The 16,149-nt window shown below is 52.9% G+C and carries 12 protein-coding genes and 2 pseudogenes; 9 read left to right on the top strand and 5 right to left on the bottom strand.

Annotated elements, in window-relative coordinates; genetic code table 11:
• Nucleotides 1-23: 23 nt before the first annotated feature.
• A pseudogene (locus AC07P6_RS17785) lies at nucleotides 24-200 on the top strand (MFS transporter); the annotation flags it as partial.
• Between the two features lie 15 nt (nucleotides 201-215).
• On the opposite strand, the gene AC07P6_RS17780 reads toward AC07P6_RS17785, so the two are convergent.
• Nucleotides 216-910, bottom strand: a protein-coding gene (locus AC07P6_RS17780; protein WP_087786203.1) for an IS1-like element IS1N family transposase whose coding sequence is annotated in 2 segments (ribosomal slippage) — nucleotides 216-664 and nucleotides 664-910 — 696 coding nt in all. Because the reading frame shifts where the segments join, the coding sequence is not laid out codon by codon here.
• A 57-nt stretch (nucleotides 911-967) separates the two neighbouring features.
• Here AC07P6_RS17780 and AC07P6_RS17775 point away from each other — a divergent pair.
• Both AC07P6_RS17775 and AC07P6_RS17770 read left to right on the top strand, forming a co-directional pair.
• A pseudogene (locus AC07P6_RS17775) lies at nucleotides 968-2,725 on the top strand (glycoside hydrolase family 3 C-terminal domain-containing protein); the annotation flags it as partial.
• A 23-nt stretch (nucleotides 2,726-2,748) separates the two neighbouring features.
• Nucleotides 2,749-3,723, top strand: coding sequence for a helix-turn-helix transcriptional regulator (locus AC07P6_RS17770; protein WP_478313984.1), 975 nt, complete (start codon nucleotides 2,749-2,751; stop codon nucleotides 3,721-3,723).
• On the opposite strand, the gene cobO is transcribed toward AC07P6_RS17770, so the two are convergent.
• Nucleotides 3,695-4,285, bottom strand: coding sequence for a cob(I)yrinic acid a,c-diamide adenosyltransferase (gene cobO / locus AC07P6_RS17765; protein WP_478313982.1), 591 nt, complete (start codon nucleotides 4,283-4,285; stop codon nucleotides 3,695-3,697). The two genes, AC07P6_RS17770 and cobO, sit on opposite strands and share 29 nt — an antisense overlap.
• Nucleotides 4,282-5,043, bottom strand: coding sequence for a YciK family oxidoreductase (locus tag AC07P6_RS17760; protein ID WP_110273503.1), 762 nt, complete (start codon nucleotides 5,041-5,043; stop codon nucleotides 4,282-4,284). The genes cobO and AC07P6_RS17760 overlap by 4 nt, the downstream gene beginning before the upstream one ends.
• A 254-nt stretch (nucleotides 5,044-5,297) precedes the next feature.
• Between AC07P6_RS17760 and sohB the strand changes: the two genes are divergently transcribed.
• On the top strand, nucleotides 5,298-6,344 hold the full coding sequence (sohB, locus tag AC07P6_RS17755) for a protease SohB (RefSeq protein WP_478313980.1): 1,047 nt from the start codon (nucleotides 5,298-5,300) through the stop codon (nucleotides 6,342-6,344).
• Between the two features lie 56 nt (nucleotides 6,345-6,400).
• Here the strand turns inward: sohB and AC07P6_RS17750 are convergent, their stop codons facing one another.
• Nucleotides 6,401-6,652, bottom strand: a complete 252-nt coding sequence (locus AC07P6_RS17750; protein ID WP_004101388.1) for a YciN family protein — start codon at nucleotides 6,650-6,652, stop codon at nucleotides 6,401-6,403.
• 411 nt (nucleotides 6,653-7,063) lie between these two features.
• On the opposite strand from AC07P6_RS17750, the gene topA reads away from it, so the two are divergent.
• The 4 genes from topA (at nucleotide 7,064) to acnA (ending at nucleotide 14,446) form a co-directional block, all read left to right on the top strand.
• Nucleotides 7,064-9,661 (top strand): type I DNA topoisomerase, encoded by a 2,598-nt coding sequence (topA, locus tag AC07P6_RS17745; RefSeq protein WP_478313978.1) that lies wholly within the window; start codon nucleotides 7,064-7,066, stop codon nucleotides 9,659-9,661.
• A gap of 330 nt (nucleotides 9,662-9,991) precedes the next feature.
• Nucleotides 9,992-10,966: an HTH-type transcriptional regulator CysB gene (gene cysB, locus AC07P6_RS17740; protein WP_110273501.1), complete on the top strand. Its 975-nt coding sequence runs from the start codon at nucleotides 9,992-9,994 to the stop codon at nucleotides 10,964-10,966.
• Nucleotides 10,967-11,211: 245 nt separating this feature from the next.
• Entirely contained in the window at nucleotides 11,212-11,379 is a 168-nt protein-coding gene (locus AC07P6_RS17735) for a YmiA family putative membrane protein (protein WP_110273500.1), read from the top strand.
• A gap of 394 nt (nucleotides 11,380-11,773) precedes the next feature.
• Complete coding sequence (gene acnA, locus AC07P6_RS17730; RefSeq protein WP_478313976.1) at nucleotides 11,774-14,446, top strand: aconitate hydratase AcnA; 2,673 nt, start codon at nucleotides 11,774-11,776, stop codon at nucleotides 14,444-14,446.
• A 60-nt stretch (nucleotides 14,447-14,506) separates the two neighbouring features.
• Here acnA and ribA read toward each other — a convergent pair whose 3' ends face one another.
• Nucleotides 14,507-15,097, bottom strand: coding sequence for a GTP cyclohydrolase II (ribA, locus tag AC07P6_RS17725; RefSeq protein WP_478313974.1), 591 nt, complete (start codon nucleotides 15,095-15,097; stop codon nucleotides 14,507-14,509).
• A 161-nt stretch (nucleotides 15,098-15,258) separates the two neighbouring features.
• Here ribA and pgpB point away from each other — a divergent pair, with 161 nt between their 5' ends.
• Nucleotides 15,259-16,026, top strand: a complete 768-nt coding sequence (pgpB, locus tag AC07P6_RS17720; protein ID WP_181482502.1) for a phosphatidylglycerophosphatase B — start codon at nucleotides 15,259-15,261, stop codon at nucleotides 16,024-16,026.
• Nucleotides 16,027-16,149 lie beyond the last annotated feature (123 nt).

The following is a 16,149-nucleotide window of genomic DNA, read 5'->3' as shown; positions in this document are numbered from 1 at the left end:
ATTACATAAACGGGTAGCCAAAAATGGATACAGCAGGAAAACTATCGGCAAGCTATGTGGTTATCGGCGTGAAAGAAAAAATAGGCTACGGCTTTGGTGACTTTGCCTCTAATTTATCATTCGGCTTTGTTTCACTTTTCTTATTATATTTCTATACTAACATTTACGGCATTAGCGCAGTGCAGGCGAGTTTGATTTTTGGGTGATGCTTCCAATTAGTAGAACATGTGTTTTTCAATAAACGTCCCGATGACTTTTTCGTGGATCTCTACTGAACGCGAGAAGCAGATTGTTTTACGAGCCAAGCGCTTAATGCGGGTGCGCAGCGTCAGGTTATTGCGCTCAATCCGTTGGGTGAATATTTTTCCGGTCAGATGCTTATCCTTCGGCACCTCCCGGCCATAGCTGCCCCAGTCGTCGCTGGTGATCATGCCGATGTTGAATGGCGTAAGCAGTGCCAGTAGTTCCCGGCAGGTTTCATCGGTACGGGGACCAAAAGTGTAGGCCAGTACACCCCCTGTTTTGGTGTTATACGCGTACCAGAGCCAGTGTTGCCGGGCTTTACTGCCAACGAAACTCCATTGCTCATCAAGTTCGCAGATAAGCGCCACATCAGCATGAGCAACGGGCGAAGACGTTATTCGCTTTGGCGTGAGTTTTTTAAAGTCCGGATGACGGTGTTAATGCCAATTTTCAGTGTTCTGGCGGTATCGCGAACCCCGGCGCCATTGAAGGCCATTTCAGTGATCAGCTCTTTAATGCCCGGCTTACGGGCCTCATAAGTGTAAGTGAGCTGAAAAACGCGGTGGCAGTCACGGCAGCGAAATCTGTCATGGCCTTTAGGGTTCTGACCATGGCGGTAGACCTGTGCAGACTGACAACGAGGACAATGAATGTTAACGCTGGCCATGAAAGAACCTCAAAAGCCCGCATTATACATCAGATTCAACTAATTAGAGGCATCACCGACTCGATTATTGAAGAGCGGGCGCTGCGCGAAATCTATCTTGCCGGTTTTCATCGCGCGATTAAGAAATCCCAACCGTGGACGGTGATGTCCTCTTACAATCGCCTTAACGGGGTGCAGACGTCCCAGGACCCGTTTTTGCTCACCCAGGTGCTACGCGATGAGTGGGGATATGACGGCCTGGTGATGTCCGACTGGTACGGGATCAAGGACCGTCCGGCCTCGCTGATGGCGGGCAACGACCTGGCGATGCCGGAAACCCGACGCGATAAACAAACGTTGCTGGCGGCGATTGAATCAGGCGAGGTGCCGATGTCAGTCGTGGATCGCGCTTGTCAGCGAATGTTGGCGCTGCTGGATAAAGTCCAGCGTCATCGTCGTCCGCAAACGCGCGCTGATTTTCCGGCGCACCATGCGCTGGCGCAACAACTGGCAGCCGAATCTATCGTCTTGCTGAAAAATGAAGATGATCTGCTGCCGCTGCGCTCAGGGAAGACGCCACGCATCGCGGTGCTGGGTAAGCCGGCGCAGGAGCCGGTGATTCAGGGATCCGGATGCGCAACCACCGTGCCGTATCTGCTGGATCGTCCGCTGGATGAAATTTTTGACCTCGCCGGAGATGATTTTAGCGTCTCCTGGGCGGTGGGTGCCCCGGACGATCTGCGCTGTGATGAACAGGCTTTGGCACAGGCCCGCGCCGTTGCGCAGGAGGCGGATGTGGCGGTGATCTTTGTCAGCACCGCCGTCGGTGAAGATGGCGAGAATGGCGATCGTCAGGGCCTGAATATTCTGCCGGTTCATGAGCGGCTGATCCGGGAAGTGGCGGCGGTCCAGCCGAATGTGGTGGTGGTGCTGGCCAACAGCGATGCGGTCGTCATGCCATGGCTTGGCGAGTGTAAAGCGCTGCTGGAAACTTTCTTCGCCGGGCAGGGCATGGGCCGCGCGGTGGCGGAAATTCTCTTCGGCCAGCGTAACCCGTGCGGTAAATTAACCGTGACGGTTCCCAATTCGCTGGAAGAGACCCCCGCATGGCTGCACTATCCGGGAGAGAATCTACGCCATCACTACGGAGAAGGGCTTTTTGTCGGCTATCGTTACTACGATAAACGCCGCCTGACTCCGCTGTTTCCGTTTGGCTTTGGCTTAAGCTATACCCGATTTGTTTACGATAATATCGCGCTCTCAGCCTCCCGATTAGGGGAAAATGAGACCCTCAGCGTTTCGTTTGATCTGACCAACTGCGGAGCATTCGCCGGTAAAGAGGTTGTTCAGCTATATGTGAGTGCGCCTGACGGGGAACTGATTCGTGAAGTGCAGGCATTGAAGGCGTTCAGTAAAGTGGAACTGGCCGCAGGGGAAACTCGTCGCGTGAGCCTGCAACTGCCTGTTGCCGAGCTGGCCTGTTACCACCCAGGCCTTGGAGACTGGGTGGTGACGCCGGGTCTCTGGAAGCTCCGCGTTGGTAGCTCATCCCGCGACCTGCCGCTCTGTGCCGAAATGACAGTGGACTGCCCGCCGCGCTATGTGCCGCTACGCGATGATAATTCGCTCCAGCAGTTGATCCAACAGCCGGAGGCTTTTGCCCGCGTGGTGAATCTGATCGCTGATAAGAGTCCATTGCCGGTGGATCAGGTACGTGAAAAGCTGATTCGACTGGCTCCGGATCTGTTCTGCGGGTTGCTGATCGCGTTGACTGAATTCTTAGCATTGGATATCGATCGTGATGAGCTCAATGCCGTGCTGGCGGGACGTAATTAACGGCTAACGACAGGAGATTGCGCATGTTCCCTTTTTCAGTCACTCATTCTCGCGCAGTGATGCAAACCGGGCGGCAAACGGTAAACAGCGGCTATGAGCTGATTGCTTTTGACGCAGAGAAGCTGAACGTGTTTGCCGCCGAGGTGCGTTACTGCGAACCTCACTGGCATCCGGCTCCGGAGCTGATTACCGTGCTGGCGGGGCGCTTTACGGTCTCCGTGGGACAGCAAAGCGTGGAGCTGGCGCAGGGGGATATGCTGTATATCAACGCTGAAGAAGTGCACTCGCTTAGCGCGGAGGAGACGGGAAGCCAACTGGTGACCGTACAGTTTTCTCCCGGCCTGTTTGATGAGTTACATCCTTCTCCACTGCTGAGTTGGTGCACTTCCGGGCAGGTTTATTCGTCAACTGACAACGACGTACATCGACGCCTGGCGGCATTACTGGAGCGGTTGATTGATAGCCACCCGCCGTTTCAACGCATCGCGGCGATTTATCTGTTATTAGATGCGATAGTGACCGCCGGGAAGCCGACGCAACATGCGGAAAGTACGCTGCGTGAAGAGGCGATGATCAAGAAAGGCATTGATTTTATTAATCAGCATTTTGACCAACCGCTGACTCTGAGCGAAGTCGCCAGCCATAGCGGGATGAGCTACTCATGGTTTTCGCGGCTGTTTAAAAAGGTCAGTCGGCATAATTTCAAAGAGTATCTGACGCTGGTACGGCTGAATAAAGCCCGCACCTTACTGCGCGACACCCGAACGCCAATCACCGATATCAGCCACAGCTGCGGCTTTCAGGAGCATAAATACCTGATTGCCGCATTTAACAAATACTGTGGGGTGACGCCGACCGAATATCGTAAACGCTTTGTCTCGCGGCAAAACATTCTCGAAAGCGAACTGGCTATGGGGGAAGATTGCCTGTGCCTGCCGCTTAATTATGCGTTGCTTGAACGGCTGACGCTTAGTAATCGATCCCCATCTGCGCCTTAATTCCGGCATCAAACGCGTGCTTAACAGGGCGCAATTCGCTGACGGTATCGGCCAGTTCGGTAATTTCACGATGGCAACCGCGACCGGTAATAATGACCGTTTGATGCGCAGGGCGGTTGCGCAGAGCAGTCAGTACGTCTTCCAGCGGCAGGTAGTCATAGGCCACCATGTAGGTTAGCTCGTCCAGTAAAACGAGATCCAGGCTTTCATCGGCCAGCATTCTGCGCCCATGTTCCCAGACGGCGAGGCAGGCGGCTGTGTCGCTTTCGCGATCCTGAGTATTCCAGGTGAAGCCGGTGGCCATCACCTGAAATTCAACGCCGTGCGGTTCAAGCAGATTGCGCTCGCCGTTCGGCCAGGTGCCTTTAATAAACTGCACAACACAGGCCTTTTTGCCATGCCCGACGGCGCGGGTAACGGTGCCAAAAGCGGCGGTAGTTTTGCCTTTACCGTTGCCGGTAAACACAATCACAATGCCGCGTTCTTCCTGGGCTGACGCCACGCGGGCATCGACCTTATCTTTTACCCGCTGCTGGCGTTCACGGTAGCGTTCATCACTCATTGTGCGATTCCTGGTTTGCGGCCCGGTTGGGCGTCAAAAGTCATTCCCGTCTTGCGACGGCTGTCGTCGCCCATCAGCCACAGATAAACTGGCATGATATCGGCAGGCGTTTTCAATTTTTGCGGATCTTCGGTTGGGAAAGCGTTGGCGCGCATTTTGGTGCGCGTGCCGCCAGGATTGATGCAGTTAACCCGCAGATGGCGGCTTTGATACTCCTCTGCCAGCACCTGCATCATGCCTTCGGTGGCAAATTTGGACGCCGCATAAGCACCCCAGTTCGCTCGCCCCTGACGACCCACGCTGGAGGAGGTGAAGACCAGAGAACCGGACTCAGATTTGAGTAATAAAGGAAGCAATGCCTGAGTGAGCATAAAGGTGCCATTTACGTTCACCTGCATAACCTGCTGCCATACGTCCGGCTTTTGTTCATCCATTGGGCAGATATCGCCCAGCAGACCCGCGTTGTGCAGCACCCCGTCGAGGCGCGGGTAGTGAATAGCAATCTTCTGCGCCAACTGCTGGCACTCCTGCGGCGTGCAGGTCAACAGGTCAAGCGTGAACCATGGGGCAGGAATACCTCCTGCTTGCTGAATCTCTTGTGCGACGCGACGCAGCTTCTCTTCATTACGGCCAACCAGGATCACGCTGGCGCTGTAGCGGGCATAGGTCAGGGCGGCTTCACGGCCAATGCCGTCGCTGGCGCCGGTAACCAGGATGATGCGGTCCTGTAACAGGTGACGTTGCGGTTGATAATGCACGGCGACTCCTCGGGCGATCTGCTGACAATCGCGCTGGCTATTCGGTATCTTACTTTTGCGCTTTATGCCTGAAAGCGCCTGCTATTGCAATCAGCGAAACGGAAAGTCTTCGCGGAATTAATATCTTGCAACGATTTCATCGTCGCTGAAAAAAACAGGAATGCGCCTCGCATGCGACGCAAAGCACAAAGACTTCTCGCAGATGGCTGATGTACACTGTGCGTCAACGTCAGTGCTTTACACAAGGTGAAAACGTGGAATTACTTGCTCAATATGGCCTGTTTTTGGCCAAAATCGCGACCATTGTTGTCGCTATTGCGGTTGTCGTCGCCATTATTGTTAACCTGACTCAGCGCAAAAGGCAGCGCGGTGAGCTCCGGGTGACCAATCTTAGCGAGCAATATAAGGAGATGAAGGAAGAGCTGGCGGTTTCATTGCTCGACGGCCCACAGCAAAAACTGTGGCACAAAGGGCAAAAGAAAAAGCTTAAGCAGGAAGCAAAAGCGGCAAAGGCGCGCGCGAAGTTGGGCACGGCAGAGCCAGAAGGCAAGCCGCGCGTTTGGGTGCTGGATTTTAAAGGCAGTATGGATGCTCACGAAGTTAGCAGCCTGCGTGAAGAAATTACCGCGGTGCTGGCAGCGGTGAAAGCGCGGGATCAGGTCGTTATTCGCCTGGAAAGCCCCGGCGGCGTGGTGCATGGCTATGGTCTTGCCGCTTCGCAGCTGCAGCGCCTTCGTGATAAACAGATCCCGTTAACGGTAGCGGTAGATAAAGTAGCGGCCAGCGGTGGCTACATGATGGCCTGCGTGGCAAATAAAATCGTCTCTGCGCCGTTTGCCATTCTTGGTTCTATTGGCGTCGTGGCGCAGATCCCCAATATCAACCGCTTCCTGAAAAACAAAGATATCGACATTGAGCTGCATACGGCCGGACAGTACAAACGTACCCTGACGATGCTGGGCGAAAATACCGAAGAAGGGCGACAGAAATTCCGCGAAGACCTGAACGATACGCATCGGCTGTTCAAAGATTTTGTTCACCAGATGCGCCCCTCGTTGGATATTGAGCAGGTGGCGACCGGCGAACATTGGTACGGTACTCAGGCGCTGGAAAAAGGCCTGGTGGACGCAGTGGAAACCAGTGATGAACTGCTGCTGGGACTGATGGATAAGCACGAGGTCATCAGCGTGCGTTATCAACAACGTAAGAAGATGCTCGACCGCTTTACCGGCAGCGCGGCTGAAAGTGCCGACAAACTGCTGCTACGATGGTGGCAACGCGGACAAAAACCGCTGATGTAAACAAAACAACGCGAGGCTCAAGCCTCGCGTTGTCGTATTAGCCCGGCAGGTAATGGTTAATCTGCCAGGTGATATTTATCAGACAACTCATGTGCGAGGTATTTGAACATATTAAATACCGCCGTACTTTTTGCCGTTGGCAGACCCTGCTCATCAAGATAAAACTCGCCGCTGAACACCAGCACGCCGTTACGCTGAACGACGTCGGTAGCCTCGATCCCGGCTAACGTATCCTCATGTTCGCGAATGAGTTTATTGGCTTTTTCAAGCAGCGTCTGGCGATCGATGGGTTGGGTTGTACCTTGCATAAATGCCTCCTGTGGTTCTTCGCCGGTAGTCTACGCCGCGCGGCGGCGAGGGGCAAATTTTCCATTAATCTTGTTGGGGGAACCGCAGAGGCCTAATAAACATCAGTTTAGTGGCGGGATTTGCTTTTGCATGCTAATAAAGTTGCGTAACGAATTTTATCAGGTACAGTGTGACGCTTTCAGCGATCTGGCAGCAGATTTGCTTGACATTCGGCCAAAAATTATTCGTGCTATGTCGCCTGGCAAGATAAAGCCAGCAAACTCAGCAATCTGGTTTTATGGATGTGAAACCAATGCAAAGGGTTGATATCCATCGACAACGACGCAACATTAGGTTGTGACGTGTCGCCAGTGGATGGTGAATCAATGTGCGATGTATTCCTGGATGAATCAAATTAGGTAAAGGTGAATATGGGTAAAGCTCTCGTTATCGTTGAGTCCCCGGCAAAAGCCAAAACGATCAATAAGTATCTGGGTAATGACTACGTGGTGAAATCCAGCGTCGGTCATATCCGCGATTTGCCGACCAGTGGCTCAGCTTCCAAAAAGAGCGCCGACTCTACCGCCACCAAAGGGGCTAAAAAGCCTAAGAAGGATGAACGTGGTGCTCTGGTCAATCGTATGGGCGTGGACCCGTGGCATGACTGGGATGCGCACTATGAAATACTTCCGGGTAAAGAAAAGGTCGTCGCGGAACTCAAGCAGTTGGCAGAAAAAGCCGACCACATCTATCTCGCAACCGACCTTGACCGCGAAGGGGAGGCCATTGCATGGCACCTGCGGGAAGTTATCGGTGGTGATGAGCAGCGCTATAGTCGCGTGGTGTTCAATGAGATCACCAAAAATGCTATCCGTCAGGCTTTTGAAAAGCCGGGCGAACTGAATATTGACCGTGTTAACGCCCAGCAGGCGCGTCGTTTTATGGACCGCGTTGTGGGTTACATGGTGTCTCCACTGTTGTGGAAAAAAATTGCTCGTGGTCTGTCCGCAGGCCGCGTTCAGTCCGTTGCCGTACGTCTGGTTGTTGAGCGCGAACGCGAAATTAAAGCGTTTGTTCCGGAAGAATTCTGGGAAATTGACGCCAACACCACCACGCCTGGTGGCGACGCGCTGGCGTTGCAGGTAACGCATAAAGCCGACAAGCCATTCCGTCCGGTGAATCGTGACGAAACTATGGCGGCGGTCAGCCTGCTGGAAAAAGCGGGTTATAGCGTCCTTGAACGCGAAGACAAGCCAACCAGCAGCAAACCTGGCGCACCATTTATTACCTCCACTCTGCAGCAGGCGGCCAGCACGCGTCTGGGCTTCGGGGTGAAGAAAACCATGATGATGGCGCAGCGTTTGTATGAAGCGGGCTACATCACCTACATGCGTACTGACTCCACCAACCTGAGTCAGGATGCAGTAAATATGGTTCGTGATTATATAGGCGATAATTTCGGCAAGAAATACCTGCCGGAAAACGCCAATCAGTACACCAGCAAAGAGAATTCGCAGGAAGCGCACGAAGCGATTCGTCCTTCCGACGTGAACGTGGTGGCGGAATCGCTGAAAGATATGGAAGCGGATGCGCAGAAACTGTATCAACTGATCTGGCGCCAGTTTGTCGCCTGTCAGATGACGCCTGCGCAATACGATTCCACCACGCTGACCGTAAAAGCGGGTGATTTTAAGCTCAAGGCGCGCGGTCGTACGCTGCGCTTTGATGGCTGGACGAAAGTGATGCCAGCGCTGCGTAAAGGCGATGAAGACAGGGTTCTGCCGGTGGTTAAACAGGGCGATAGCTTAAGCCTGGTTGAACTGCTCCCGGCACAGCACTTTACCAAACCGCCTGCGCGCTTTAGCGAAGCTTCTTTGGTTAAAGAGCTGGAAAAACGCGGTATCGGCCGTCCGTCCACCTATGCGTCGATCATTTCGACCATTCAGGATCGCGGTTATGTGCGCAGTGAAAACCGTCGTTTCTACGCAGAGAAAATGGGTGAGATCGTTACCGATCGTCTGGAAGCCAACTTCCGCGAGCTGATGAACTACGACTTTACCGCGCAGATGGAAAACAGTCTTGACCAGGTGGCTAACCACGAAGCCGAGTGGAAGAAGGTGCTCGATAGCTTCTTCGGCGACTTCACCAACCAGCTGGAAAAAGCAGAAAAAGCCCCTGAAGATGGCGGTATGCAGCCGAACCAGATGGTGCTGACCAGCATCGACTGTCCGACCTGTAGCCGTCAGATGGGCATCCGTACCGCGACGACCGGCGTCTTCCTGGGTTGCTCAGGCTATGCGCTGTCGCCGAAAGAGCGCTGTAAGACCACCATCAACCTGGTGCCGGAAAACGAAGTGCTGAACGTGCTGGAAGGTGATGACGCCGAAACCAACGCGTTGCGCGCCAAACGTCGCTGCCAGAAATGCGGCACGGCGATGGACAGCTACCTCATCGATCCGAAGCGTAAACTGCACGTCTGCGGTAATAACCCGACCTGCGATGGCTACGAGATCGAAGAGGGCGAGTTCCGTATCAAGGGCTATGATGGTCCGATCGTTGAGTGTGAAAAATGTGGTTCCGAAATGCACCTGAAGATGGGGCGTTTTGGTAAGTACATGGCTTGTACCAACGATGAGTGTAAAAATACGCGTAAGATCCTGCGTAACGGGGAAGTGGCACCACCGAAAGAAGATCCGGTTCCGCTGCCAGAACTCCCGTGCGAGAAATCAGACGCTTACTTTGTGTTGCGTGATGGCGCAGCAGGTGTTTTCCTGGCTGCGAACACCTTCCCTAAATCGCGTGAAACTCGCGCGCCGTTAGTGGAGGAGTTGTATCGCTTCCGCGATCGTCTGGCTGAGAAACTGCGTTACCTGGCCGATGCGCCGCAGCAGGATCCGGAAGGCAACAAAACAATGGTGCGTTTTAGCCGTAAGACTAAGCAACAGTACGTTGCTTCAGAGAAAGACGGTAAAGCGACAGGCTGGTCAGCCTTCTATATTGATGGCAAATGGACTGAAGCGAAGAAGTAAGCGCTATGACCGCTAAAAAGGGCCGCATCGCGGCCCTTTTTAACATCACAGGTCACTGATCTACAACATTTAATCCTGTATTTCCCCCGCCTTATAACCGGCTTATTATTTTTCGTTAGTATCTATACACTGTAGATATAAATGATATAGTGGTTATAGCTAATCTCTTTTTTATTATCAAATCGTCTTATACATCATCGTTTTCAGGATGCGTTGTGGCGCCAGCATGGCGAGTCGCAGGGATGGTAGGGTATTGCTTGCCTGCCAGGAAGTCGCCTGAACGTAAAATGTATTAAGCGGGTTCATTTTACGCGTTATCGGATATCAGCCATGAAACTACAGCAGCTCCGCTACATCGTTGAGGTTGTTAACCATAATCTGAACGTCTCCTCTACTGCCGAAGGGCTGTATACCTCACAGCCAGGCATCAGCAAGCAGGTCCGCATGCTGGAAGATGAGCTGGGAATTCAGATTTTCGCCCGCAGCGGCAAACATTTAACTCAGGTGACTCCCGCCGGGCAGGAGATCATCCGCATTGCTCGTGAAGTATTGTCAAAAGTGGATGCGATAAAGTCGGTCGCCGGTGAACACACCTGGCCTGATAAAGGTTCGCTGTACGTTGCGACCACTCATACTCAGGCTCGCTACGCGCTCCCGGGAGTGATTAAAGGGTTTATCGAGCGCTATCCGCGCGTCTCATTGCACATGCATCAGGGCTCGCCAACGCAGATCGCTGAGGCCGTCTCGAAAGGTAATGCTGACTTTGCGATCGCGACCGAAGCGCTGCATCTCTATGATGATTTAGTCATGCTGCCGTGCTATCACTGGAACCGCTCCGTGGTTGTGACGCCGGAGCACCCGCTGGCTTCCCGAGGTTCGGTATCTATCGAGGAACTGGCGCAGTATCCGCTGGTGACCTACACCTTCGGGTTTACCGGTCGTTCCGAGCTGGACACTGCTTTTAACCGTGCCGGGTTGACGCCACGCATTGTCTTTACCGCAACCGATGCTGATGTAATAAAAACTTACGTGCGCCTGGGCCTTGGGGTAGGGGTTATTGCCAGCATGGCAGTCGATCCTGTCTCCGATCCGGATCTGGTCAAACTTGATGCCAACGATATTTTCAGCCACAGCACGACTAAAATCGGCTTTCGTCGCAGTACCTTCCTGAGAAGCTATATGTATGATTTTATTCAACGTTTCGCCCCACATCTGACGCGTGATGTCGTCGATACCGCTGTGGCATTGCGTTCAAATGAAGATATTGAAGCGATGTTCAAAGATATTAAGTTACCGGAAAAATAAGCGTATAAATAATAATGGCATCCTCAAGGGGATGCCAAATCCTATGATGGCCTATAATTGAATATCTAAACCTCGTCTGAATCACAATTTTTGCTAACTCATCCTACCACATTTGCAAATATACCCGTCGCGATCAAAGTATTGATGAAATTTATCTTCTGAGAGGCAAATTCACTGGATTAATACTGAATCCATAATTAAGATTTATCTGTACTTAGTTGTTATTAACGATTGGTGGTGAAAAAATGATTAGTGATATCGATTATATGAAGTATGCGATGTCACAGGAACGTGACAAGACTGAGATAGATCCGGTTTTGAGAAGTAAGGCCTGGAGCGCCGTTATCCTTGGGCTTGCGATGTTCTGGAGCGTCATTGCTCTGGTTGTCTGCAACGTGTGGTTACTTAACTAGAGCACATTTCCAGTCAAATTGATTGTGTCTTTTTTATGACAAACTGGATTTGAGAACTATTTCCATTCGATAAAATAACAGTCATAAGGAGTATATATTTTTTGCCTTTTTGGTCTCTCTCTATAAATTTACTTTGCTGAACTAATCGTCAAAATAGTGGCGATTAGTTCTTCTTTTGTACTCGTGTACTAATACAACTCCGCAGTAATAAAACGCACCTCATTCAAACCTTCTCAATATTTTTAGCACCCATTATTCAAAATTTCTGTCTTGATGCGTTTCATCGATTTTAGCAATTCGGGTTGTTATCAAAATGTTACGTCAAAGATGTGTTATCTTTAATAATGTCCCTGAGGAGGATCAGGGCTTGCTATCCCTATGTTAAGGAGGAGCTATGTCGTCAACCCTACGAGCCGCCAGCAAGGAAACCTTACAGGTTAATGATAAGACCTGGCATTACTACAGCTTACCGCTGGCCGCCAAAGAATTGGGCGATCTGTCACGTTTACCTAAATCGCTCAAAGTACTACTGGAGAACCTTCTGCGCTGGCAGGACGGTGATTCGGTAACCGCCGAAGATATTCACGCCCTGGCCGGATGGCTGAAAAATGCTCATGCTGATCGAGAGATCGCCTACCGACCAGCACGTGTGCTGATGCAGGATTTTACCGGTGTTCCCGCAGTGGTGGATCTGGCAGCGATGCGTGAAGCGGTAAAACGCCTGGGAGGCGATACCGCCAAAGTGAATCCGCTCTCTCCCGTCGATCTGGTTATTGACCACTCGGTGACGGTAGACCGCTTTGGCGATGATGATGCATTTGAAGAGAACGTCCGTCTTGAGATGGAGCGTAACCACGAACGCTACGTATTTTTGCGCTGGGGACAGCAGGCGTTCAGCCGCTTCAGCGTGGTGCCGCCGGGCACCGGGATTTGCCACCAGGTTAACCTTGAGTACCTTGGCAAGGCGGTATGGAGTGAAGAGCAAAACGGCGAATGGGTGGCGTACCCGGATACCCTGGTCGGGACCGACTCGCACACTACGATGATCAATGGCCTCGGCGTACTGGGGTGGGGCGTTGGCGGCATCGAAGCGGAAGCCGCGATGCTGGGGCAGCCTGTTTCCATGCTGATCCCGGATGTTGTCGGTTTCAAGCTGAGCGGCAAGCTGCGTGAAGGTATCACCGCCACCGACCTGGTGCTAACCGTGACGCAAATGCTGCGCAAACACGGCGTAGTGGGTAAATTTGTCGAGTTCTACGGAGATGGACTTGATTCACTACCTCTGGCAGACCGTGCCACCATCGCTAATATGTCGCCGGAGTACGGCGCGACATGCGGTTTCTTCCCTATTGATGCCGTCACGTTGAGCTATATGCGCCTGACCGGGCGCAGCGAAGAGCAGGTGGCGCTGGTGGAAGCCTATGCGAAAGCGCAGGGGATGTGGCGACAGCCAGGGGACGAACCGGTCTTCACCAGCTCTCTAGCGCTGGATATGGGGACCGTAGAAGCTAGCCTGGCAGGGCCGAAGCGCCCGCAGGATCGCGTTGCTCTGGGTGATGTCCCTAAAGCTTTTGCCGCCAGCGCCGAGCTGGAAGTTAACCATGCGCAGAAAGACAAACGGCCCATCGACTATACGTTGAACGGACAGCAATATTCGCTGCCGGATGGTGCGGTGGCGATTGCCGCGATTACCTCATGTACCAACACTTCTAACCCCAGCGTGTTGATGGCCGCCGGCCTGCTGGCAAAAAATGCTGTCGAGCGGGGACTAAAGCCGCAGCCGTGGGTGAAGGCCTCGCTGGCGCCGGGTTCGAAAGTGGTCTCCGACTATCTGGCCCACGCAAAGTTGACGCCATATCTTGATGAGCTGGGCTTTAACCTGGTGGGGTATGGTTGTACTACCTGTATCGGTAACTCCGGGCCGTTGCCGGATCCGATTGAGCGCGCAATCAAACAGGGCGATTTGACCGTCGGGGCCGTGCTTTCCGGTAACCGTAACTTTGAAGGCCGAATTCATCCGCTGGTGAAAACTAACTGGCTGGCCTCGCCACCTTTGGTTGTAGCTTACGCGCTGGCGGGCAATATGAACCTCGACCTGACCCGCGATCCGTTGGGCATCGGCAAAGACGGTCAGCCCGTGTATCTGAAAGATATCTGGCCAAGTGGAGCAGAAGTCGCGCATGCGGTTGAGCAGGTTTCGACGGAGATGTTCCATAAGGAGTACGCCGAGGTGTTTGAAGGGACGCCCGAATGGCGGTCGATAAAAGTCGATCGCTCTGATACCTACGACTGGCAGGATGACTCAACCTATATTCGCCTGTCGCCGTTCTTTGACGACATGGGCGTTGAACCCAAACCGGTAGAAGACATTCATGGCGCGCGCATTCTGGCGATGCTGGGTGACTCAGTGACGACTGACCACATTTCACCGGCGGGTAGCATCAAAGCCGATAGCCCGGCGGGTCGTTACCTGCAAAATCATGGCGTTGAACGCACCGATTTTAACTCCTACGGTTCGCGACGCGGAAATCACGAGGTGATGATGCGCGGTACGTTTGCCAATATCCGTATTCGCAACGAAATGGTGCCCGGAGTGGAAGGAGGGATGACGCGCCATCTTCCCGATAGTGAACCTATCGCGATTTATGATGCGGCAATGTTGTACAAAGATGAAGGCACGCCGCTGGCGGTGATTGCCGGGAAAGAGTATGGCTCAGGCTCCAGCCGCGACTGGGCAGCGAAAGGACCGCGTCTACTTGGCGTCAGGGTGGTTATTGCCGAATCTTTTGAGCGTATCCACCGCTCGAACCTGATTGGGATGGGGATATTGCCGTTAGAATTCCCGCAGGGTGTTACGCGTAAAACGCTGGGACTCACTGGTGAGGAGAGGATCGATATCAGCAACCTGCGATCACTGCAGCCGGGGATGACGGTTCCGGTGACCCTAACCCGAGCAGATGGCAAACTGGACGTTATAGACTGCCGCTGTCGTATCGATACCGCCACTGAGCTGACGTACTACCAGAACGATGGCATTTTGCATTATGTCATTCGCAATATGCTATAAACCACGATGCTTTAAACAAAGAGGGCCAGCGTATGCTGGCCCTGAATTTTTCTGCCCGGATTATTTATTGAGCAAGTGCCCCATTTTGGCGGCTTTCGTATCCAGATAGTGCGCATTTTTCGGGTTACGACCCACGATCAGCGGTACGCGTTCAACAATGTTGATTCCTGCTTCGGTCAGAATTTCGACTTTCTTCGGATTGTTGGTTAACAGGCGCACTTGATCGACGTTGAGCAACTTAAACATATCGGCGCACAGCGTGAAGTCGCGCTCATCGGCGGCAAAACCGAGCTGATGGTTAGCTTCGACCGTGTCATAACCCTGATCTTGTAAAGCATAGGCGCGGATTTTGTTCAGCAGGCCAATATTGCGCCCTTCCTGACGGTGATATAGCAGGATGCCGCGGCCCTCTTCGGCAATATGCGACAATGCCGCTTCTAGCTGAAACCCGCAATCACAACGCAGACTAAAAAGGGCATCGCCCGTTAAGCACTCTGAATGTACGCGAGCCAGAACGGGGACCTGCCCCGAGATATCGCCAAAAACCAGGGCAACATGATCCTGCCCGGTTGCCAGTTCTTCAAAACCCACCATGAGAAAATCGCCCCATGGGGTTGGCAGTTTGGCTTCTGCCACACGTTTAAGCTGCATGTGATTCTCCAGATTCTATCAGCACCTGACTGTGCTTCTGTTTGCCGCTATTTTGCCACAACGGCGTGACGTTCTCCTAATTGCGCACGGCTGCTTGCGTGCAAAGCGCACAAACGAACCACTTTCCGTTATGATATCCAGGTCAATGATAAGGAGACGAGATGCTGTTGATTGCCAGACGAACCGCCGTTGGCGCGGCGCTGTTATTGGTTATGCCTGTTGTAGTCTGGATTTCCGGCTGGAAATGGCATCCAGGGTTGCCGGAAGGGGTGATGAAGCTGTTGTATTGGGTGACCGAAACGGTGACTCAACCCTGGGGCGTTATTACCCACGTTATCCTGTGCGGCTGGTTCCTGTGGTGCCTGCGTTTTCGTCTACGGGCGGCAATCGTGCTGTTTCTGATTCTGGCGGCTGCAATTTTGATCGGGCAGGGCATGAAATCCTGGATTAAAGATCGCGTGCAGGAGCCTCGGCCCTTCGTCATTTGGCTGGAAAAGACGCAACAAGTGCCAGTGAATCAATTCTACGCATTGAAACGTAAAGATCGCGCTAAACTGGTGCATGAGCAGCTAGCGCAAGAGCAGCAAATTCCTAAATTTCTGCGTAAGCACTGGCAGAAAGAGACTGGATTCGCTTTCCCATCCGGTCACACGATGTTTGCCGCCAGTTGGGCATTACTCGGCGTTGGTTTGCTGTGGCCGCGGCGTCGTTGGGTCACTCTGGCGCTACTGCTAACATGGGCCACTGCGGTGATGGGCAGCCGCCTGGCGCTTGGTATGCACTGGCCGCTGGACTTGATCGTGGCAACCGTGATTTCCTGGCTGCTGGTTACCCTGGCGACCTGGCTTACGCAACGGTTTTGTGGTCCGCTATCGCCGCCAGGAGAAGAGGCTCAGGACATTAAAAAAAGGGCTGCAGCCCCGGAGTAATGTTGACTTTACCGTCATCAGGCCGCATATCCTGTACTGGCGTTGTGCATTTCCATTTCACCGCTGCGGCGAAAATGATACTTTATAGGGCTGAACGCGGGATTTTTTCGCGCAACCCACATA

It is taken from the genome of Klebsiella sp. GFKo11, assembly GCF_056490265.1.
Note: the sequence above shows the minus strand (reverse complement) of the source record. Positions and strands in the feature narration are given on the sequence as shown.